This is a genomic window from Flavobacterium agrisoli (assembly GCF_016522065.1).
In the GTDB taxonomy this organism is placed as follows: Bacteria; Bacteroidota; Bacteroidia; order Flavobacteriales; family Flavobacteriaceae; genus Flavobacterium; species Flavobacterium agrisoli.
On record NZ_JAEHFV010000002.1, the window covers coordinates 93,525 to 113,936 of the forward strand.

19 protein-coding genes are annotated in these 20,412 nt (G+C 35.9%); 3 read left to right on the forward strand and 16 right to left on the reverse strand.

Going from position 1 to position 20,412, the window contains the following annotated elements; genetic code table 11:
* The first annotated feature begins 9 nt into the window (after positions 1 to 9).
* Positions 10 to 1,134: a glycoside hydrolase family 88/105 protein gene (locus tag I5M07_RS05480; RefSeq protein WP_200105217.1), complete on the forward strand. Its 1,125-nt coding sequence runs from the start codon at positions 10 to 12 to the stop codon at positions 1,132 to 1,134.
* Between the two features lie 2 nt (positions 1,135 to 1,136).
* On the forward strand, positions 1,137 to 2,084 hold the full coding sequence (locus tag I5M07_RS05485; RefSeq protein ID WP_200105218.1) for a glycoside hydrolase family 43 protein: 948 nt from the start codon (positions 1,137 to 1,139) through the stop codon (positions 2,082 to 2,084).
* Positions 2,085 to 2,127: 43 nt separating this feature from the next.
* On the opposite strand, the gene dtd is transcribed toward I5M07_RS05485, so the two are convergent.
* The 13 genes from dtd to I5M07_RS05550 form a co-directional block, all read right to left on the reverse strand.
* The gene (gene dtd, locus I5M07_RS05490; RefSeq protein WP_200105219.1) at positions 2,128 to 2,580 is read right to left on the reverse strand and encodes a D-aminoacyl-tRNA deacylase; all 453 of its coding nucleotides are present in this window, start codon (positions 2,578 to 2,580) and stop codon (positions 2,128 to 2,130) included.
* A gap of 34 nt (positions 2,581 to 2,614) precedes the next feature.
* Positions 2,615 to 2,977 carry a four helix bundle protein gene (locus I5M07_RS05495; protein ID WP_200105220.1) on the reverse strand — a complete coding sequence of 121 codons (363 nt, stop codon included), beginning with the start codon at positions 2,975 to 2,977 and terminating at the stop codon, positions 2,615 to 2,617.
* Between the two features lie 30 nt (positions 2,978 to 3,007).
* Entirely contained in the window at positions 3,008 to 3,985 is a 978-nt protein-coding gene (gene rsgA, locus I5M07_RS05500) for a ribosome small subunit-dependent GTPase A (RefSeq protein WP_200105221.1), read from the reverse strand.
* Positions 3,986 to 4,238: 253 nt separating this feature from the next.
* Entirely contained in the window at positions 4,239 to 5,321 is a 1,083-nt protein-coding gene (locus I5M07_RS05505; protein WP_200105222.1) for a bifunctional 3-deoxy-7-phosphoheptulonate synthase/chorismate mutase type II, read from the reverse strand.
* An 8-nt stretch (positions 5,322 to 5,329) separates the two neighbouring features.
* Positions 5,330 to 6,190 carry a prephenate dehydrogenase gene (locus I5M07_RS05510; protein WP_200105223.1) on the reverse strand — a complete coding sequence of 287 codons (861 nt, stop codon included), beginning with the start codon at positions 6,188 to 6,190 and terminating at the stop codon, positions 5,330 to 5,332.
* A 55-nt stretch (positions 6,191 to 6,245) separates the two neighbouring features.
* Complete coding sequence (locus tag I5M07_RS05515) at positions 6,246 to 7,391, reverse strand: pyridoxal phosphate-dependent aminotransferase (RefSeq protein ID WP_200105224.1); 1,146 nt, start codon at positions 7,389 to 7,391, stop codon at positions 6,246 to 6,248.
* A gap of 45 nt (positions 7,392 to 7,436) precedes the next feature.
* Positions 7,437 to 8,276, reverse strand: a complete 840-nt coding sequence (locus tag I5M07_RS05520; protein WP_200105225.1) for a prephenate dehydratase — start codon at positions 8,274 to 8,276, stop codon at positions 7,437 to 7,439.
* 322 nt (positions 8,277 to 8,598) lie between these two features.
* A complete protein-coding gene (locus I5M07_RS05525; RefSeq protein WP_233621990.1) occupies positions 8,599 to 10,701 on the reverse strand; it encodes a prolyl oligopeptidase family serine peptidase in 2,103 nt (700 codons plus the stop codon).
* Between the two features lie 124 nt (positions 10,702 to 10,825).
* Positions 10,826 to 13,111 carry a TonB-dependent receptor gene (locus I5M07_RS05530; protein ID WP_200105227.1) on the reverse strand — a complete coding sequence of 762 codons (2,286 nt, stop codon included), beginning with the start codon at positions 13,109 to 13,111 and terminating at the stop codon, positions 10,826 to 10,828.
* Positions 13,112 to 13,289: 178 nt separating this feature from the next.
* A complete protein-coding gene (locus tag I5M07_RS05535; protein ID WP_200105228.1) occupies positions 13,290 to 13,640 on the reverse strand; it encodes a hypothetical protein in 351 nt (116 codons plus the stop codon).
* A 100-nt stretch (positions 13,641 to 13,740) separates the two neighbouring features.
* Positions 13,741 to 14,730, reverse strand: coding sequence for an aspartate-semialdehyde dehydrogenase (locus I5M07_RS05540; RefSeq protein WP_200105229.1), 990 nt, complete (start codon positions 14,728 to 14,730; stop codon positions 13,741 to 13,743).
* 169 nt (positions 14,731 to 14,899) lie between these two features.
* Positions 14,900 to 15,325: a large-conductance mechanosensitive channel protein MscL gene (gene mscL / locus I5M07_RS05545; protein ID WP_200105230.1), complete on the reverse strand. Its 426-nt coding sequence runs from the start codon at positions 15,323 to 15,325 to the stop codon at positions 14,900 to 14,902.
* A gap of 95 nt (positions 15,326 to 15,420) precedes the next feature.
* Positions 15,421 to 17,889 (reverse strand): bifunctional UDP-N-acetylmuramoyl-tripeptide:D-alanyl-D-alanine ligase/alanine racemase, encoded by a 2,469-nt coding sequence (locus I5M07_RS05550; protein ID WP_200105231.1) that lies wholly within the window; start codon positions 17,887 to 17,889, stop codon positions 15,421 to 15,423.
* 141 nt (positions 17,890 to 18,030) lie between these two features.
* Here I5M07_RS05550 and I5M07_RS05555 point away from each other — a divergent pair, with 141 nt between their 5' ends.
* Positions 18,031 to 18,636, forward strand: coding sequence for a hypothetical protein (locus I5M07_RS05555; protein ID WP_200105232.1), 606 nt, complete (start codon positions 18,031 to 18,033; stop codon positions 18,634 to 18,636).
* A gap of 7 nt (positions 18,637 to 18,643) precedes the next feature.
* Here the strand turns inward: I5M07_RS05555 and I5M07_RS05560 are convergent, their stop codons facing one another.
* The 3 genes from I5M07_RS05560 to I5M07_RS05570 form a co-directional block, all read right to left on the reverse strand.
* Complete coding sequence (locus tag I5M07_RS05560) at positions 18,644 to 19,351, reverse strand: porin family protein (protein WP_233621964.1); 708 nt, start codon at positions 19,349 to 19,351, stop codon at positions 18,644 to 18,646.
* Between the two features lie 166 nt (positions 19,352 to 19,517).
* Positions 19,518 to 19,889 carry a LysM peptidoglycan-binding domain-containing protein gene (locus I5M07_RS05565; RefSeq protein ID WP_200105233.1) on the reverse strand — a complete coding sequence of 124 codons (372 nt, stop codon included), beginning with the start codon at positions 19,887 to 19,889 and terminating at the stop codon, positions 19,518 to 19,520.
* A gap of 6 nt (positions 19,890 to 19,895) precedes the next feature.
* The gene (locus I5M07_RS05570) at positions 19,896 to 20,369 is read right to left on the reverse strand and encodes a BON domain-containing protein (protein WP_200105234.1); all 474 of its coding nucleotides are present in this window, start codon (positions 20,367 to 20,369) and stop codon (positions 19,896 to 19,898) included.
* Positions 20,370 to 20,412 lie beyond the last annotated feature (43 nt).

Below are 20,412 nucleotides of genomic sequence, written 5' to 3' on the forward strand. Positions count from 1 at the left end.
ACTTACGAAATGAGAAAACTAGTGCTGCTTCTTTCCGTTTTTTATATCAATCAAGGAATTGCTCAGGTACAACAAACATTTGACAAAAAAACAATTTTGGCTCAAATGGAATTAGCCAATAAATATTTCATGGATAAATGGCCGGATACCGGAAAAACTATCATCACCAATAAAGAACGTCCGAGTAATATTTGGACACGTGGTGTGTACTACGAAGGATTAATGGCTTTGCACGAAATTTATCCAAAAGACGTTTACTACAAATATGCTTATGATTGGGCTGAATCACACAAATGGGGATTTAACGGCGGGAATACAACCCGAAATGCCGACAACTATTGTGCGGCTCAAACCTATATTGACCTATATAATTTAGAGCCTGATTCAAAAAAGCTAAAAAACACCAAAGCAAATATTGCGATGCTCTTAAACACGCCTCAAAACGACGATTGGTCTTGGGTTGACGCAATTCAAATGGGAATGCCGGTTTTTGCTAAAATGGGCGTTTTAGACAACGATAATCGTTATTATGAGAAAATGTACGATATGTATATGTACTCAAGAGACAAACACGGAGATCATGGTTTATTCAATCCAAAAGATGGACTTTGGTGGCGTGATGCCGATTTTGATCCGCCTTACAAAGAACCAAACGGAGAAGATTGTTATTGGAGTCGTGGAAATGGTTGGGTAATTGCTGCTTTGGCAAAAGTTTTAACTATTATTCCAGAAAATGCACCCCATAGAGACCAATACGTAAAAGATTTAAAAGCGATGGCAAAAGCTTTGGTTCCTATTCAAAGGGCGGATGGTTTTTGGAATGTAAGCTTACACGATCCAAATAATTTTGGCGAAAAAGAAGCTTCGGGAACGGCATTATTTGTATACGGAATGGCTTATGGCATCAACACTGGAATTTTAGACAAGAAAACGTATTTACCTGTAATTGAAAAAGCTTGGAAAGCACTAACAACCGAAAGTTTACAAAAAAATGGTTTCTTAGGGTATTTGCAATCTACAGGAAAAGAGCCAAAAGATGGGCAACCATTATCAGTAGATAAAATGCCCGATTTTGAAGATTACGGATTGGGTTGTTTCTTATTAGCAGGTTCTGAACTTTATAAAATGAAATAAGAATGAAATTCATTTCAAAAAAAACACTGCTAACACTAGCTTTTTGTTTAACAGTTGCCAGCTTTTTTGCTCAAAAAAAACCAGCAGATAGTTTGTATGTTTTTACCTTTTTCAAAGGAAATGGCGAAGACGGTTTGCATTTGGCCTATAGCGAAGATGGTTTTAAATGGAAGGCATTAAAAGACAACAAATCCTTCCTAACACCCGAAGTTGGAAAAGACAAACTCATGCGTGATCCTTGCGTAATTCAAGGTGGCGACGGACTTTTTCACATGGTTTGGACAGTCAGTTGGACAGATAAAGGCATTGGTTATGCGTCTTCAAAAGATTTAATTCACTGGTCGAAACAAGAATTTATTCCGGTAATGGCACATGAGGAAAAAACCAGAAATACTTGGGCTCCCGAAATTACGTATGATGCAAAATCAAAAACATACATGATATATTGGGCCTCAACTATTGAAGGAGCATTTCCAGAAACACAATCAACCGAAGACAAAGGCTATAACCATCGAATTTATTACACTACAACAAACGATTTTAAAAAATACTCGCCAACTAAATTACTTTACGAACCGGGTTTTAATGTAATCGATTCTAGTATTTTGAAAGATGACAAAGGATATATTATGTTTTTAAAAGACGAAACAAAAGTACCCGTCCAAAAAAATCTGAAAGTCGCTTATAGTAAAAAACTAACCGGTCCTTATTCTAAAGCAAGTGAACCTATCACCGGAAATTATTGGGCTGAAGGGCCAACTGCCGTTAAAATAAAGGGCGATTGGGTTGTTTATTTTGACAAATACCGAGACCACCAATATGGTGCTGTAAAACAAAATGGGAACAAATGGGAAGATATTTCGAATCAGATTTCTTTTCCTCCCGGAACCAGACACGGTACAATTATAAAAGTAGCGGCATCAGTAGTTACCCATTTACTTGAACAATAAAACAAAAAAACACCAATTTGAGGATTGGTGTTTTTTATCTATTTTACTCCCTGTTTTGACTGTCAATTATAATAGTTACGGGACCATCATTTAAAAGTTGGACTTGCATATCGGCTCCAAAAATGCCGGTTTGAATTTTTTTACCCAATTCTTTTTCTAGTGCTCCAACAAATTTCTCATACATCGGAATGGCAAAATCGGGTTTTGAAGCTTTTATATAGGAGGGTCGATTTCCTTTTTTGGTTTGAGCGTGTAACGTAAATTGACTTATCGCTAAAATAGCACCGTCAACTTCTTTCACATCACAATTCATCACACCGTTTTCATCGCCAAAAATGCGCATTTTGACAATTTTAGCAGCCAACCAATCAATATCTTCTTGTGTATCGGCATCTTCAATTCCGACTAAAACCAAAAGGCCTTTCTGAATTTCGCCTACTATTTTTTGCTCCACTGTTACTGACGCTGAGGAAACTCTTTGAATTACGGTTTTCATGATAATGGTGAATTGTGAATTATAAATTGTAAATTCATTTAGTATTCAACTTTTTCTTGGAAGTAATAATCATTGAAGCCAAAATTTTATTAATTTCTACAACATCCGACTTTATGGATTGATATTGAAAATCGTTAAAATAACCCGATTGATAAAGCAAATCCAACCAATAATCTGTTTCATTTGCTTCCTTTTGTGCAATGGCTAGTTTATGAATGAAATCTTTTTTGCTTTCTGCTTGTTCAGCTTCTCTCACCAATGCCCCGATAGCAGTTCCACTTCGAAGCAATTGTTTACTTAACACAAACTCTTTCTTTTCATCCTTTAAAAATTGAAAAAGTTTAATAATTCTCAAAGCGAAACTAAACGATTTAACTTTAATGATGTTATCAGTCATAATTAACAATTTAACATTTACAATCCACAATTATTTTCGCGTTTCATCACTCTTTTTGCGGTCCTCGTTGTAAATGTCGGTGCGGTAGTTTTCATCATCTCCTTCTAAAATACTCAAGTACGAATTGTATCGAGACCATGCAATTTCGTCTTTATCCAAAGCTGCTTTTATAGCGCAATGTGGTTCTTCTTTGTGCAAACAATTATTAAATTTACATTGGTCTTTTAACTTAAAAAATTCTGGAAAATAATCACTTATTTCTTGTTTTTCCATATCTACAATTCCGAAACCTTTAATTCCGGGAGTATCAATAATTTGCGCACCAAAACGGGTATCGTACATTTCTGCAAAAGTTGTCGTATGCTGTCCTTGTTTACTTTGTTCGGAAATTACCGTAGTTTTTAAATGCAAAGTGGGTTCTAAGGCATTAACCAAAGTCGATTTTCCTACTCCCGAATGACCCGAAAACATATTGACTTTTCCCATCATTTTTGCTTTTAAGGCTTCCACGCCATTCCCTTCTGTCGAAGAAACGCGCAAGCATTCATATCCAATTTCTTGGTAAATGTATTGCAAATACAACTGCTCATCAAGCGTGGCATCGGTTAACGTATCCATTTTATTAAAAACCAAAATAGCTTCTATTCCGTATGCTTCGGCAGTGACCAAAAAACGATCGATAAAACTAGTAGTAGTGGGAGGATTATCAATTGTAATTAGTAAAAAAACCTGATCGATATTGGATGCGATGATATGGATTTGTTTGGAAAGATTAACCGATTTGCGAACTATATAATTTTTGCGTTCGTGAATGTTGTGGATGGTTCCCGTTACGGCATCCGAAGTAGATTCGAGTTCATAATCAACACGGTCGCCAACGGCAATAGGATTGGTACTTTTAATTCCCTTCATCCTAAATTTACCTTTAATGCGACACTCAATAAAATCGCCAGTTTCAGATTTTACGGTGTACCAACTTCCTGTTGATTTATAAACGGTTCCTGTCATTCTTTATTTTTAGATTGTTGATTTTAGATTTCAAAGTCAAAACCTAAATCTTTACAAAGATAAATGAATAATTTCAACCATATAAGGTATCTAAGCGAATAAAACAGTAGTCTTTTTGCCCGTGCTAACAATAAAAAAATCCCTACTACTTTATTTAAAGTGGCAGGGATTTTAAAAAATTTTAAAACGTGACATTTGAAATTGGGAATAAAACTTCCCCTAAACCTCCTATCACTATTTCATTCAGAAAAAATTAAGCATTGAAGATTTTTTCTTGGTGACCGATACTTTCTTGGTGAATTGCTTTGAACATTTTCAAAACAAATTCTTCCGAAAGTCCTTTTTTCTCACCTTCCAAAATCATTTTTCCTAAAATTTCGTTCCAACGGTTGTTTTGCAAAATAGCTACGTTAGCGTCTTTTTTCACTTGACCTATCTCGTCGGCTACTTGCATACGTTTGCCTAACAATTCTAATAAATTAGCATCCAAAACATCAATATTCGCTCTCAATTTTGACATTTTTGAACTGTATTCGTCGGTATTGTCATCCGTTTTTCTAATCGTTAAATCTTTGATGATTTGTTTTAACGAATCGGGTGTTACTTGTTGCGCTGCATCCGACCAAGCATTATCTGGATCGATGTGCGTTTCGATAATCATACCGTCGTAGTTTAAGTCTAAAGCTTCTTGCGTTACTTCAAAAATCATATCACGGTTTCCTGTAATATGCGAAGGATCGATAATTAAAGGCAAATCGGGGAATTTATTTTGTAATTCAATAGCAATTTGCCACTCCGGAATATTACGGTATTTCGTTTTTTGGTAAGTAGAAAAACCTCTGTGAATTACACCTAATTTCTCGATTCCAGCCATGTGTAAACGCTCAACACCACCTAACCATAAAGCTAAATCTGGGTTTACTGGGTTTTTAACCAAAACGATTTTATCTGTTCCTTTTAAGGTATCGGCAATTTCTTGAACCGCAAACGGATTTGCAGTAGTTCTTGCTCCAACCCATAACACATCAATATCATGCTCTAAAGCCAATTTACAGTGAGCTGCAGTAGCAACCTCCGTTCCCATTAACATTCCGGTTTCGGCTTTGGCTTTTTGTAACCATTTCAAACCAATTTCACCAACACCCTCAAATCCTCCTGGACGCGTTCTTGGCTTCCAGATTCCCGCTCTAAACACACTAACTTTTGAATCTTTCAATTCGTGAGCAATTTTCAATACTTGTTCTTCCGTTTCCGCACTACATGGCCCAGCAATTACTAAAGGGTGATCTAATTTGAACGCCTCCAACCATGCTCTCATTTCTTTTTTGTTTTCCATTTCTTAAGTTATTTTTTGATAGTTGTTATTCCGTTTAATATTTCTTTTATTTTATTGGTACTTTCCATTTCATTAAAAATGGCTTGATAATCATCTGCTTCTAACCAATCTTTAAATTGAGTTAGATTGGCAATATATTCTTCTAAAGTTTCTACAACATGTTTTTTATTTTGTTTGAAAATGGGTGTCCACATAGCTGGCGAACTTTTGGCTAATCGAACGGTACTTTCAAAACCCGAGCCGGCCATATCAAAAATATCTTGCTCGTCTTTTTCTTTATTCATAACCGTTTTTCCGAGCATAAACGAACTAATATGCGATAAATGGGATACATACGCAATATGCTTGTCGTGCGATTTCGGATCCATATAACGAATGCGCATTCCGATGTTTTTGAACAATTCTAATGCTTTTTCCTGCAACTTAAAAGCTGTTTTTTCGACTTCGCAAATGATGTTCGTTTTTCCTTGGTACAAACCTTTTATTGCTGCCGATGGCCCCGAAAATTCGGTTCCTGCAATGGGATGTGTGGCAATAAAATTTCTTCTTTTCGGATGATGAGCCACTACTTCGCAAATAGGCGTTTTGGTAGAACCTACTTCAAAAACAATGGTTTTATCTCCGATATGATGGAGCACTTCAGGCAACACCGTCATGGCAACATCTACCGGAACCGAAACAATTACAAAATCGGCTGTTGCCAAATCTTCGTAATTGGATTCTTTATCAATCACACCTAACGCAATGGCTTCTTGTACGTGTTTTGGATTGGCATCGATACCGTAAATAGTAGCTTCGGGATGCAGTGCTTTGATATCCAGCACTAGCGAACCTCCAATCAATCCTATTCCTATAACGTGTACGTTCATTTTCTTCTTTTATTAACCTTTTAAATTGTTAAAAGGGCTTTACTTAATTTTCTTTTTAAAATCGGTTAATCGCTTCTTCAATTTTATCAACTTCTACACATAAAGAAAAACGAATATACCCTGCACCGTTACTACCAAAAATGGTTCCTGGTGTAATAAAAATATGTTTTTCGTATAAAATGGTATCGATAAAATCCTCAGCCGATTCCACACCTTCCGGAAGCTTAGCCCAAACAAAGAGTCCAACTCCTTCTTTATACACTTTGCAACCTAATTTTTCGGCCAGTTTTTCGGTTAAAAGACGTCTTTCGGCATAAATGGCATTCATTTCATCAAACCACGATTTATCACTTTTTAAAGCGGCAATGGCTCCTTTTTGAATTCCGTAATACATCCCGCTGTCCATATTACTTTTTACTTTCAAAACAGCATCTATATAAGTTGGATTCGAAATCACCATTCCTACTCGCCAACCCGCCATATTGAAGGTTTTGCTCAACGAATTCAGTTCCATTGCTACTTCCAAAGCACCCTCTACTTGCAACAAACTCATTGGTTTATCATTCAAAACAAAACTATACGGATTGTCGTTTACCAATAATATGTTGTGTTTTTTGGCAAAGGCTACCAATTTTTCGAACAACGCCAAACAACCTCGAGCTCCTGTTGGCATATGCGGATAGCCAATCCACATTAATTTTACTTTTGATAAATCTAATTTTTCTAAAGCTTCAAAATCGGGCTCCCAGGCATTTTCTTCTTTCAAATCATAATAAATCGGAACAGCTTCAACCAAATTGGTTACCGACGTATAAGTTGGATATCCCGGATTTGGAATCAAAACGGCATCTCCTTTATTTAAAAAAGCCATCGAAATGTGCAAAATTCCTTCTTTAGAACCCATTAAGGGCAAAATTTCATTATTTGGATTTACTAAAACACCAAACTGATTTTGATAAAAGTCGACCATAGCCTGTCTCATTTCTGGCAATCCCTGATAGCTTTGATAACCATGAGCATTTTTGTCTTGAATTGCTTCAGTGACGGCATCAATTACTGCTTTTGACGGACTCAAATCAGGGCTTCCGATTGCCATACTGATAATCGGTTTTCCTTCAGAAATTAGTTGTCTCACTTCTCTCAATTTGGAAGAGAAGTAGTATTCTTCAACTTTATCTAATCGTTTTGCTGTTGTAATCATTTCTATTTTTTATTAAAAAATGCTTTAGGTTTTTCTCTTTGGACTTTATGACTGACTCAAGGGTTTGGTGTCTTTATATTCGCCCAATACTTTAAAATATTCGGCCATAATTTGCAACAAACTTTTCGCTTTGGTGTAATCTTCATACTTCTCAAAAGTTACATCTACAAAAAAAGAGTACTTCCAAGGCGTTTCGATTTTAGGTAGCGATTGAATTTTGGTTAAATTCAATTTACAATCGCTCATCACATTTAAAACAGCCGCCAAACTACCTCTTTTATGATCCAATTCGAATTTAATTGACGCGCGATTAATTTCATTCTCAGGAACAAAATGATTTTCTCTGTTGATGATTACAAAACGCGTCATGTTATTTTTTATGGTTTGAATCTCCGGGGCTAAAATCTCCAATCCGTACATTTCGGCTGCCGTTTTACTCCCAATAGCAGCAATTCCTTTCAATTGATTTTTTTCGATGCGGCGAGCGGTTTCGGCTGTATCTTTATCTTCAACTAATTTGATATCTGGAAATTGCTTTAAATAATCCATGCATTGCAACAACGCCATCGGATGAGAATGCACCTCTTTAATATCTTCTATTTTCTGACCTTTTAAAGCCATTAAATTTTGATGAATACTCAAATAATGCTCACCAATAATGTGCAAATTGTTTTTATCAATCAGCGCATAATTTGGAATAATCGGGCCTGCAATCGAATTTTCGATGGCCATTACCGCTTGGTCGGTTTTACCACTTTTCAAGCTATCAATTAGTTCGTCAAAAGACAAACACTCATCAATAGTCACATTGGCATCAAAATATTCGTTGACCACTTGATGGTGAAAAGAACCTAAAATTCCTTGTATTGCAATTTTTGTAATCATATACTCAAAAAAAAATCCTGATTTTCATCAGGATTGTATATTAGTTTTACTTGTTTTTATATTTTCAAATAACCATAGCACAATCCTTACTTCTACTAAAGAAGAAATAAAAGTTGTTGCTAAAATAAAAACGGTTATTCAACATTTTGTGTCTGTTTTTTTGTAAATTCTCTGCGAATGTATAAATTATTTCTAGCGCACCAAAAAAAAAGTTGTTTTTTATCAAAGAAAAACAGATTTGTTACAAAAACAACTTTATTGGAAGCATATTTCCAGTATAACTAGCTTAAAATGAGAATTCAAAAATTACTTTTTATTTACTTTATTTGTTTTTTGGCAAGGATGTAAAACCCATATTATACAAAGTAAACGCTTGAATGTCTACATTTTCTTGAATACTAGCTGCAACCGATTTACCCGCTCCGTGACCAGCTTTTACATCAATACGAATTAAAACGGGATTTGGGCCGGTTTGTTTTTCTTGCAATTCGGCAGCGAATTTAAAACTATGTGCAGGTACTACACGATCGTCGTGATCACCAGTTGTAACCATTGTAGCTGGGTATTGCAAACCTGATTTCACATTTTGCACTGGCGAATAACCTTTTAAATACGAAAACATTTCTGGACTATCCTGACTTGTTCCGTAATCATAAGCCCATCCCGCTCCTGCAGTAAAAGTATGGTAACGCAAAATATCCATCACGCCAACAGCCGGTAAGGCAACCTTCATCAAATCGGGATGTTGGGTCATGGTAGCACCCACCAACAAACCACCATTAGATCCACCACGAACCGCTAAGAAATCACTTGAAGTATATTTTTGTGCAATTAGGTATTCGGCCGCAGCGATAAAATCGTCAAAAACATTTTGTTTGTGCATTTTAGTTCCGGAGTCGTGCCATTTTTTTCCGTATTCGCCACCACCTCTTAAATTAGGCACGGCATACACACCGCCATTTTCTAACCAAACAGCATTCGAAATACTAAAACTAGGTGTTAAACTCACATTAAAACCACCATATCCGTATAAAATAGTCGGATTTTGGCCATTTAAAACCATTCCTTTTTTATAGGTAATCATCATCGGAATTTTGGTTCCGTCTTTTGAAGTATAAAAAACTTGCTTAGATTCGTAAGCATTACTATCAAAATCGACTGTTGGTTTTTTATACACGTTTGATTTACCTGATTTTGGTTCAAACGAATAAATACTTCCTGGAGTGGTGTAATTGGTAAAGGTATAATACACTAGCTTATCTTCTTTTTTTCCTCCAAAACCGCTTGCTGTTCCTAAGGCAGGCAACTGGATTTCGCGAATACGTTTTCCGTTGTAATCGTATTGTTGCACAAACGAAACCGCATCTTTCATATAATTGGCAAAAATATAACCTGCACCAGTGGTTGGACTCAATACATTTTCGGTTTCTTTAATAAAATCTTTCCAATTTTCGGGTTTTGGATTGGCTACCTCAACGGTAACAATTTTTTGATTGGGCGCATTCCAATCTGTTTCAATATACAATTTGCTTCCTTGATTGGTAAGCACGCTATGCGAATTGGTGAAATTATCCACAATGGTGATAATAGGACTATTTGGTTTTTGCAAATCCTGAATATACAATTCATTTCCGTAGGTAGAATTGGCCGCCGTAATCACCAAATAACGATCATCTTCGGTAACATAACCACCTACATATCGGCGTTTTTCATTTAATCCGAAGATTAATTTATCGTCTTTTTGAGCCGTTCCTAATTTATGAAAGTACAGTTTGTGTTGGTCTGTTTTAGCCGATAACTGACTCCCTTTTGGTTTATCGTAACTCGAATAATAAAAACCTTCGTTCCCTTTCCATGAAATTCCGCTGAATTTTACATCTACCAACGTATCTTCTAACACTTTTTTAGAAACCGCATCCATGATGATTACTTTTCTCCAATCACTTCCGCCTTCCGAAATAGCATAAGTTAATTTGGAGCCGTCTTTTGAAAAATCGATTCCACCCAACGACGTCGTGCCATCTTTCGAAAAAGTATTGGGATCTAAAAACACTTCGTCTTTACCATTTTTATTTTTTTTGTATAAAACCGATTGGTTTTGTAAACCATTGTTTTTAAAATAATACGTTGTTTCTCCTTCTATAAAAGGAGCACCAATTTTTTCGTAATTCCACAATTCCTCCATTCTTTTTTTCAATTCATTTCGAAACGGAATTTGATCCAAATAGGCATAGGTTACCACATTTTGAGCTTTTACCCAAGCCTCTGTTTCGGCCGATTTATCGTCTTCTAACCAGCGGTAAGGGTCGGCTACTTTTTCATTAAAATACGTATCTACCGTAGTGCCTTTTTTAGTTTGGGGATACACAATGGTTTTGTTTTTTGCATTTTGCCCTAAAGCAGCGGTTGTTGCTGTTATTGCCATAAAAATTAGTAGTTTGTGCATGAAATCTGTTTTATGAGTTTTAACAAAAATAACTATTTTTTGTAATTAAAATTCAAAACGACAACCGTAAGTTGCCGTTTTGCTGAAAATTATTCAATGATTTTTACAAATTGAAGTTTAATCCTAAAACAACATTTCGTCCGATATTTGGTATACCGTCATTTTTTAATCGCGATAAATGCGCAATATATTGTTTATCAAAAAGATTATTAGCATTTAAACTCAATCCGAAAGTCAATTTTCGAAGCTGAATGGTTCCGCCTAGACCTAAATTTACCAAAGTATAAGCGTCGGAAGCTGTTTCAAAACCACTCACCTTATTTTGATTAAAAGTAGAACTCACATTGAAAGATGCAAATCCTTCACGAAGCCAATTTTTAATGGTAAATTCGGTTCTTATGGTATTGTTCCAATTGTTTGCTGGAATTAACGGCAAGTAATCGCCATTGTCTTTTTTTCCGGTAACGGTTTCAAAACTCGTTTCAAAATGCAACCAATCTAGCGGATGCGGATGAATGTGCAAACCAACTTCGCCTCCATACAATTTGGCATTGTCTTGTATATACTCAAAAACATAGTTATCATCTAGCATTTCACCAGTTGGCGAGGTGTAAATATAATTGTTGATGTGGTTGTAAAATCCGTTTACAAAAAATTCAAAATGCGAATTCTTATATTCCAAATTCAAATCGGTTTGCAAATTTTGCTCATTTTTCAAAGCGCTATTCCCAACTTCATAACGATTTGTTCCGTGATGTACGCCGTTAGAAGTCAGTTCGGCCAAATTTGGAGCTCGAAATCCCGAAGCTACATTGGCTCGCAACACAATAGCTTCCGATAAATTGGTTTTGTACCCCAAAGACGCATTCACACTATTAAAAGATCGATTCAAAGCATCAAAATCGCCACCATGATGTTCATGATCGTGATCGTGGTCGTGATCTTCCTCATCGTGATCGTGATCATGGTCATCATGGTCATCATGTTCGTGACCATCTGCTTCGTGTGCTAAGGAATTAATATGTCGGTTATCAAAACGCAAACCTGCTTGCAACACATTCGATTTCCACTCGTAATTTACAGTTGCAAACGCACCAAAATCGTTGGTCGTTGCATCGGGAATCAAATATTCATCTCCCGAATTTTTATTCGTTTGATGCATACCTTGCACCCCAACAATGGTTTCAAACTGACCCATTTTAGGCAGATGATACTTGGCGTTATAATTAAACGTATTCAATAACATATCGAGCGAAGGATCGTTACTCTCCTCAAATTCTTTACGGTTATTGGAAATATATCCCAAATCCAGATCAAGTTTTGAAGTTCCTAAATACACCACATTATTCAAACTCAACAAATGATTGGTTACACCTTGTTTAGGAAATTGAGGTGACTTACTATGAGTTTGTTCGGCGAAACCTTCTTCGGGAATTCCCAAGTCCAATTTGTTGTAATTGTATCTAAAAACAGTTGAAAATTTCGTGTTGTTGTACCCAATTCCGGTTTTAAAATCGGTTTCGTTGTAACGTGTATTGGTCACGCGATCTCCATCGGCAATTTTATAATCCGAATGCGTATTATAAGTTCCCCTAGTTAAAAATTTCCAGTTATCGGTAGAGCCTTTTACGCCCAACGAAGCATTACTACCTAGTGTATTGCTAAAGTACCTTTGATTAAAATTCGCTTTTATGGTGTGTGCATCGGCAAATTTTTCGGGATTGAAATACAAAACGCCTCCCATCGCATCGGAACCGTACAACAACGAAGCTGGTCCTTTGATTACCTCCACACTTTCAACGCCGGCATCATTTAATCCCAAACCGTGTTCGTCTCCAAATTGTTGATTCTCTATCCGAACCCCTTGCGAATACACCAAAACGCGATTTCCGCTAAGTCCACGAATGACAGGTTTTCCGATTGAAGTCCCGGTCGAAATTTGCGAAACTCCCGGAATTGTCGCTAATCCTTCAATTAAAGTGGCTGTCCCTTTTTGCTGCAGGGTTTTGATGCTTTCGTGTTCCACTTTCATTACATTTTGCGATTGCAATTTGTTGAAAGGCGTTGAAACAATTACTTCATCCATTTCCAGAACGGCTTCTTCCATCTGAATATTTAGCACCGTTCCTTTTCCTATTTTTTCTAGTAATTGATTGACAGTTTGAAAGCCCACATACGTAAAAGCAATTCTAAAATTACGATTTGGCAAATTGTCAAAACGGTAAATTCCATTAGCATCGGTGGTGGTCCCTTTGTGCAATTCAGCCAAATAAATGGCCACGCCTGGTAGGGGATTATTTTGATTATCGGTCACTTTTCCAGATACCGAATTTTGAGCTTGTAGTAAAGCCGAAAAACCCAAAAATAGGGTTAGTAAAAATTTTTTCATTTTTAATTTCGTAATAAGTAAAATAATGATTTTCGAAACTAAAGACCTTTAGTTCGATTAAATAATTAGAATAGATTTTGTAGAAACGAAGCAAAACAAACACCTCAAATAAAGAATTGTATTGTTTTAAAATATTGATTTTCAAACAAATAACACAAACCTACTAAATCTATTGTTTTTACGCTATTACAGGTGGCCCTCGAAGGGAATAACTGCTTCCTGAAAAAGAAATAATACCATCGGGAATGATGATGGCACACGACAGCAGTTGTTGAAAATGAAGGACTTGAAAAGAAAAATCTTGTGGCGCCACACTATAACTGAACGAAAAGTGACAAACCGAACACATTTCAAAAGCATGGTGCTTGTGCGTAATTTCAGTATGATTGGCAGTGTTATAGTGGTGGTGGCAATCGACTTGAGCCAATTGCTGCTTTAAATGCTCATAACTGTGAATCGATTGAAACAGTATCGAGAACAATACCGTAACCGCCAACGTAAAAGAGAGTATGAGCTGTTTATTTTTCATGAGTCGCAAAGATACAGAAACATTAAAAAGAAAACCACCTAAACCAATATTTTCATGAAGAATTATCAGTTTAGGTGGTTAAAGTTGTTGTTTTTTGCGATTATACTAATCCAGCTTGAATTAAATATTCGGCAATTTGAATGGTATTAGTAGCAGCACCTTTTCTTAAGTTATCGGCTACCACCCACATATTTAAAGTGTTAGGTTGCGACTCATCTCTTCTTAACCTTCCCACAAAAACTTCGTTTTTACCTTTAGCAAAAAGCGGCATCGGATATTCAAACTCTTTGATGTTGTCTTGCACCACTACACCATCGGTATTTTCTAAAATGTTTCGTACTTCGGCAAGATCAAAATCATTTGAAAATTCAACATTAATTGCTTCACTATGTCCGCCCACGATTGGCACACGAACTGCAGTAGCCGTAACAGCAATAGTATTATCACTTAAGATTTTTTTAGTTTCACGAACTAATTTCATCTCTTCTTTCGTATATCCATTTTCTTCGAAAACATCACATTGTGGAATCGCATTTCGGTGAATTTGGTATTTGTAAGCCATCTCTCCATCAACACCTGCATATTCATTTTCTAACTGACGAACCGCTTTTACACCAGTACCCGTAATAGATTGATAAGTAGAAACAATTACTCTTTTTACGTTGTATTTTTTATGCAAAGGAGCCAAAGCCAACACCATTTGGATGGTAGAACAATTTGGATTTGCAATAATTTTATCTTCTTTAGTTAATTCAGTTGCATTGATTTCGGGAACAATTAATTTTTTGGTTGGATCCATTCTCCAAGCCGATGAATTATCAATTACGGTCGTACCTGCAGCTGCAAATTTTGGAGCCCACTCTAAGGAAGTATCTCCTCCTGCCGAAAAAACAGCAATATCTGCCTTCATATCCACCGCTGTTTGCAATCCCACTACTGTATATTGTTGTCCTTTGTATTCAATTTGTTTTCCCACTGATTTTTCAGAAGCAACCGGAATTAATTCTGTTACCGGAAAATTACGCTCTGCTAAAACTTGTAACATTACTTCACCTACCATACCGGTGGCGCCTACAACCGCTATTCTCATAGTTTTTATTTTTTTTAAAAAGATTATTTTTTTGAGTTTGAGCAGCAAAAGTAACTATAATAAAAGGTTAGACAAGGGGGTTCACAAAAATTAACAAATTGTTTAATTTGTAACAAATAAAAAAACCGCTTCGTTATAAAGCGGTTTAGTTAGACATAGTGTAGCGGAATTATTTCTTCAGTAAATCTCTAATTTCGGTTAACAATTCTTCTTGAGTTGGCCCAGCAGGTGGAGCAGCAACTTCTTCTTTTTTCTGAGTTCTTTCGTAGGCTTTTAATACCATAAAAATACAAAACCCGATAATTACAAAATCCAAAATAGTTTGAATGAACGCTCCATAATAAATAGCTACTTCGGCAACTGCAGGAACCTTTTCGACTCCATTTTCAGTAACGGCTGGTATTCCGTCTTGCAGTACTAATTTTAAATTTTTAAAATCAACCTTTCCTAATAACAATCCGATAGGAGGCATTAAAACATCATTGGTAAACGATGTTACAATTTTACCAAAAGCACCACCTACGATTACCGCAGTTGCTAAATTTACGATATCCCCCTTCATCAAAAAGGCCTTAAAGTCTGCAAAGAAACCCATAACTCTATTTGTATTAAATTTTAAAAAATATTTGATTTTTAAAAGTAGCTATTTTTTGGTTATTTTTAAGCTAATTTTGTTACAAATATAAGATTTTATCTAAAAAACACTCTTTTTACACGTTGCGAAATACTGGTTAAAACTTCGTATGGAATGGTCTGAATCGCGTTTGCCATTTCAACAACGGTAGGGCTTTCACCAAAAATAATCACATCGTCTCCTTCTTGGCAAATTATTTCCGTTACATCCACCATCAACATATCCATACAGATACTCCCTAAAATGGGCGCTTTTTGATTGTGAATTACCACGTACCCCACTTGATTGCCCCACAACCTTGCAATTCCGTCGGCATAACCAATAGGAATGGTAGCTACTTTAGTAGTTTTTTCAGCCATAAATCGACGACCATAACCTACACTATCGCCAGCCGGAATAGTTCGTATTTGCGAAATCAACGACTTTAAAGTACCGACATTTTCTAAATATTTTTGCTCGTTACTGTCGTTCGAAACGCCGTATAAACCAATTCCCAATCGCACCATATCGTATTGGGCTTTTGGAAAATTACTAATACCCGAAGTGTTCAAAATATGCCGAATCGGATTGATTTGCAATTGGCTAATTAATTGTGAAGATAAGCTTTCAAAAAGCGCAATTTGCGCATTGGCAAAATCAAAATGCTGTGGATCATCACTAGTAGCCAAATGCGAAAGAATGCTGGTTATACGAACCGAGGTATTGCCTTTTAATGTGTTTATCAGTTCGGGCAACGTATTGGCTTCAAAGCCCAAACGGTGCATGCCGGTATCCAATTTTATATGAATTGGAAAATTTTCCAACTTTTTTTCCTTGGCAATTTTTAAAAAAGCATGGAGGCCTTTAAGGCTATAAATTTCGGGTTCTAATTGGTATTGAATGATGGCTTCATAACTAGTCGATTCGGGGTTAAGCACCATAATCGGTACTTTTACACCACCACTTTTAAGCGCAATTCCCTCATCTGCAAAAGCGACTCCGAGGTAATCTACTTGATGATGCTCTAATAATTTAGCAATTTCTAAACCGCCATTGCCATAACCAAAAGCTTTGACCATGACCATAATTTTGACCTTTTCCTCTAATTTCGATTTGAAAAAATTGAGGTTATGACTAATGGCATTCAAATCGATTTCGAGCACTGTTTCATGGGTTTTTAATACCAAACGTTGCACAATTCGTTCAAATTCAAACGAGCGAGCACCTTTTATCAAGATGGTTTCGTTATTAAAAGATAAATCATCAAATTGTTCTAAAAAAGCTTGGGTCGACTCAAAAACGGTACAATTCGAAAACAGTTTTTGAAACGATGAAATGGTTTTCCCGATTCCGATTACTCTCGAAATACGGTTGTCTTTTATCAATTGAGCCACTTTAGAATACAGCTCTTCATTAGAAAATCCGCTTTGAAAAATATCCGAAAGAATAACCGTTTTTTTCGGATTTTGCTTTTGGCTTTCTAAAAAATCGAAAGCAATTTTTAGCGATTGAAAATCGGAACTATAACTATCATCAATAATACTGCAATTATGAATACCGTTTTTTACTTCTAAACGCATCTCCACTGGGTACAACAGTGCCATTCGGTTTTGAATCACCTCAATCGGATATTTCAGATAAAGCAAAACCATCAAACAAGAAATAGCATTTTCAATCGATGCATCGTCATGAAAAGGTACTTCAATTTGATTCTCTGTACTTGCAAATCGATAAAAAATCTGAGTAGAAGTTGAACTTTTTAAGACATTCAAAATTAAAACCGTTGCGGTTTCATCGGTAAAACTCCACGAAAAAAGTTGCCGATCAATCAGTGGATTTTCTTTTAAAAAGACCGTTAAACTATCGTCGACCAAAGGATCTTTTTTATAAATAATAAGTGGTGTTGTGGTAAAAAGCTTTAATTTTTCTAGAATTTTTTGGGATCTATTTTCGAAACCCTCATCGTGTGCCGAACCAATTTTGGTTAAAACACCCATAGTGGGTTGGATAATTTGTTGCAAATGATCCATTTCGTTTATAGTAGAAATTCCTGCTTCAAATATTCCTAAATTATGCTTTTCATTTATTGCAATTACCGATAAAGGCACCCCAACTTGCGAATTGTAACTTTTGGGACTTCGAATAATATTATAATCGGGACTCAACAAAAAATTGAGCCATTCTTTTACAATAGTTTTGCCATTACTTCCGGTTAAACCAATAATAGGAAAATCAAATAACCCACGGTAATAGGCCGCTATTTTTTGCAATGCCCTAACGGTATCGGGTACGACTAAAAAATTGGCATTTGGGATTTTATTTTCGGGAACTTCTTCTACAACAAAATGCTGTACTCCTTTTAAAATAAGGTCTTCAATATAATCGTGTCCGTTATGATTGGGTCCTTTTAGCGCAAAAAACAACGTACCTTCTCCGTTTTGCAATGAGCGGCTGTCTATCGAAATATGATCAAAACTTGAATCGGGTGAAAGTCCAATAAACTCAGCCTTTAAAACAGTAATGGCTTTTTGTAACGGTATACTCATTTGAGAAATGATTGCGGGATTTAAAACTCAAATTTAAAGTTTATTCACAAATAAATGGTGTTTTTGGTCGTTTTAACTTTAATATACCAAGCCATTGTGAGCATAATTTTTATATTTGTTTGTAACAAAAATTGAAAAAAATTGAAAAAGCTACTCCCTATTTTCTCGTATATCTTTCACCCAATATTTATTTCGATATATGCGACTCTTTTTTACTTTTTTTTAAAACAAGATGTGTTTGCGGCACAAGAAAAACTCTATATTTTATTACAAGTTTTTTTGCTAACCGTGGTCATTCCTATTTTGTTTTTTTTGTTGTTGCAAACCACAGGCAAGGTCGAATCGGTTATGATTAAAGAAACAACACAACGCAAAATTCCGTTAGCACTACAATGCCTGCTTTTTATTTTGCTAGTAAAACGCACCATTTTGGTTACAAGATATCCCGAATTGCATTTCTTTTTACTAGGTGCTTTATTTTCGACATTGGGTGTAGCTATTTTGGTTTTTTTTAAAATAAAGGCCAGTTTGCACATGTTGGGAATTAGTGCTTTAACGCTTTTTTTAATTGGTTTGAGTCTGCATTTACAAATTAAAATGCCGTATTTGATTGCTTTTTTTATTCTGATGAATGGCGTGGTTGCTTCCTCACGTTTGGTCATGAAAGCGCATTCTCCTTTTGAGCTGAGTTTGGGTTGCGCTTTTGGTATTTTTCCGCAATTGCTTTTTTTGTATTTGTGGCTTTAAATGGGTTTTATAAAATATAAAAAATGATTCCGAAATTTAATGCTCTAATGTTGATGTTTTGTCCATCGGTGGTTTGAAGTCCTTTTTTAAACAAGGTATTTAGGCCATAATATCCGTAAAAATTCCAGGTATTAAAACCCGCACCCAAATAAACGCCGTACTGAAAATCATTAAAATCGGGATTGTTTTTGATTTTATTTTTTCCCAAGGCATTTTTTAAAACTGATGCATCAAATAGCAAATAACTAAATTTCAAGCCCGAATACACGCGCCAAAAGCGATAGGTTTGCGCGGTAGAACTTCGCCAACGAAACTCCAAAGGAACATCTAACAAAAAGTTAGAAAATTTGTTTCGGTCAAAATCATTATAATCTGAAATGTGATATATTTTAGAATCGCCAAATTTTTCGATGGTTAAATTCTGAAAGTAGTTGTTATAGGTAAATCCCAAACCCGTAGCAAAAGCAATATTTCGGCGTTTGTTGAGGGGCATATCACGTACAAATCCTCCCGAAATTCCGACAGAGAATTTTTGTTGATCAAATCCTTCTGGCGCCTCCAAAATTCGGTTGTAAGTAAAACTCACATAAAATTGGTCTTCTCGGTACAACGAGTCTATTTTTACGGCAGTTGTATCTTTAAGTGTCGTTTCGTCTTGAGCAAAAGCAAAAAAAGTAAGCAATAAAAAACAACTGTTTAAAATCCAACGCATCATTTTGGGAGATATATTAAAATTGAACCACTATTATTAAACGAAGATACAAATTTAAGTATTGTACCCACCCGAGCATTTTCAGGAAACGCAATTGTAACTTGATTTGTATACAAATAAAAAAGTCTGTCAAAACCAAGACAGACTTTTAAAACAACCAATTAACAAACTATGCTGTGGGTATTTTTAATTTCCAACCCGGCTGAATGATGTCCGGATTTTTGATAATATCAGTATTGGCTTCGTAAATTTTTTGCCAAGAAACACCGTGTGCTTTTCCTATTTTAGATAACGAATCGCCGCTTACTACGGTATATTCTCTCACAGCTCCCTCGGCTATTGCAATATTCATTACGACATCGGCCGATCTAAAATCGGGATCTAATTTTCCGTACACTTCCCAAAGTTTATCTTTATCTGCAGTCGATTTTGCGGTTCCATCCAAGTACAAAACCTGATCTTGTTCGCGCACTTGCCAATTGGCAATTCCTAACGTATTTCCGGTTGCAATCAATTCTGCGTATTTATCTTGTAAACTCATCGCTCTCTATTTAATGGTTAGTTGATTTTCGACTTTTTTTGGTTTTAATTCTTGCATACTCTGAATTAAACCTGGCAAATTATCGCGTTTGATTTCGCCTGTCAGCGTAATCACACCATCGTTTACAGAAGCGCTTACCCCTTCATAGGATTTTAAAACAGCAGCTACCGAAGTATTCAACATTTCATCGCTTGAAATTTCTACGGGAGGCGCCACCACTTCAAATGAGGCGATCTCACAATTGTTCACTACCGATTTTACTCCTTTTACACTTTTGGCAATTTCTTCGCAACTTTCTTTACAAGCAGCATCTTTACAAACTCCCGCAATCGTCGCTACTCCATCCTTTACGCTTACTTGCATACCCGGCATGGTACTCATTTTAGACGCAATTTCTTTTTCAATATCGGCATCTTTTGGTCCGCAAGCCGCTAATAGTACCGCAAGCGAAATTCCAAAAACAATAGATTTCATTTTCATAATTTAAATTTTTATGGTTAACTAGCTAAAGTTAACAAATTCA

Excerpts from the sequence above, each read along its gene's own strand:
- I5M07_RS05515 (WP_200105224.1), bottom strand. The coding sequence starts at position 7,391 with ATGATTACAACAGCAAAACGATTAGATAAAGTTGAAGAATACTACTTC.
- I5M07_RS05535 (WP_200105228.1), bottom strand. The coding sequence starts at position 13,640 with ATGAAAAATAAACAGCTCATACTCTCTTTTACGTTGGCGGTTACGGTA.
- I5M07_RS05560 (WP_233621964.1), bottom strand. The coding sequence starts at position 19,351 with ATGATGCGTTGGATTTTAAACAGTTGTTTTTTATTGCTTACTTTTTTT.
- I5M07_RS05530 (WP_200105227.1), bottom strand. The coding sequence starts at position 13,111 with ATGAAAAAATTTTTACTAACCCTATTTTTGGGTTTTTCGGCTTTACTA.
- rsgA (WP_200105221.1), bottom strand. The coding sequence starts at position 3,985 with ATGACAGGAACCGTTTATAAATCAACAGGAAGTTGGTACACCGTAAAA.
- I5M07_RS05480 (WP_200105217.1), top strand. The coding sequence starts at position 10 with ATGAGAAAACTAGTGCTGCTTCTTTCCGTTTTTTATATCAATCAAGGA.
- I5M07_RS05540 (WP_200105229.1), bottom strand. The coding sequence starts at position 14,730 with ATGAGAATAGCGGTTGTAGGCGCCACCGGTATGGTAGGTGAAGTAATG.
- I5M07_RS05510 (WP_200105223.1), bottom strand. The coding sequence starts at position 6,190 with ATGAACGTACACGTTATAGGAATAGGATTGATTGGAGGTTCGCTAGTG.
- I5M07_RS05565 (WP_200105233.1), bottom strand. The coding sequence starts at position 19,889 with ATGAGTTTACAAGATAAATACGCAGAATTGATTGCAACCGGAAATACG.
- mscL (WP_200105230.1), bottom strand. The coding sequence starts at position 15,325 with ATGGGTTTCTTTGCAGACTTTAAGGCCTTTTTGATGAAGGGGGATATC.
- I5M07_RS05550 (WP_200105231.1), bottom strand. The coding sequence starts at position 17,889 with ATGAGTATACCGTTACAAAAAGCCATTACTGTTTTAAAGGCTGAGTTT.
- I5M07_RS05505 (WP_200105222.1), bottom strand. The coding sequence starts at position 5,321 with ATGGAAAACAAAAAAGAAATGAGAGCATGGTTGGAGGCGTTCAAATTA.
- I5M07_RS05485 (WP_200105218.1), top strand. The coding sequence starts at position 1,137 with ATGAAATTCATTTCAAAAAAAACACTGCTAACACTAGCTTTTTGTTTA.
- I5M07_RS05570 (WP_200105234.1), bottom strand. The coding sequence starts at position 20,369 with ATGAAAATGAAATCTATTGTTTTTGGAATTTCGCTTGCGGTACTATTA.
- I5M07_RS05525 (WP_233621990.1), bottom strand. The coding sequence starts at position 10,701 with ATGGCAATAACAGCAACAACCGCTGCTTTAGGGCAAAATGCAAAAAAC.
- dtd (WP_200105219.1), bottom strand. The coding sequence starts at position 2,580 with ATGAAAACCGTAATTCAAAGAGTTTCCTCAGCGTCAGTAACAGTGGAG.
- I5M07_RS05520 (WP_200105225.1), bottom strand. The coding sequence starts at position 8,276 with ATGATTACAAAAATTGCAATACAAGGAATTTTAGGTTCTTTTCACCAT.
- I5M07_RS05495 (WP_200105220.1), bottom strand. The coding sequence starts at position 2,977 with ATGACTGATAACATCATTAAAGTTAAATCGTTTAGTTTCGCTTTGAGA.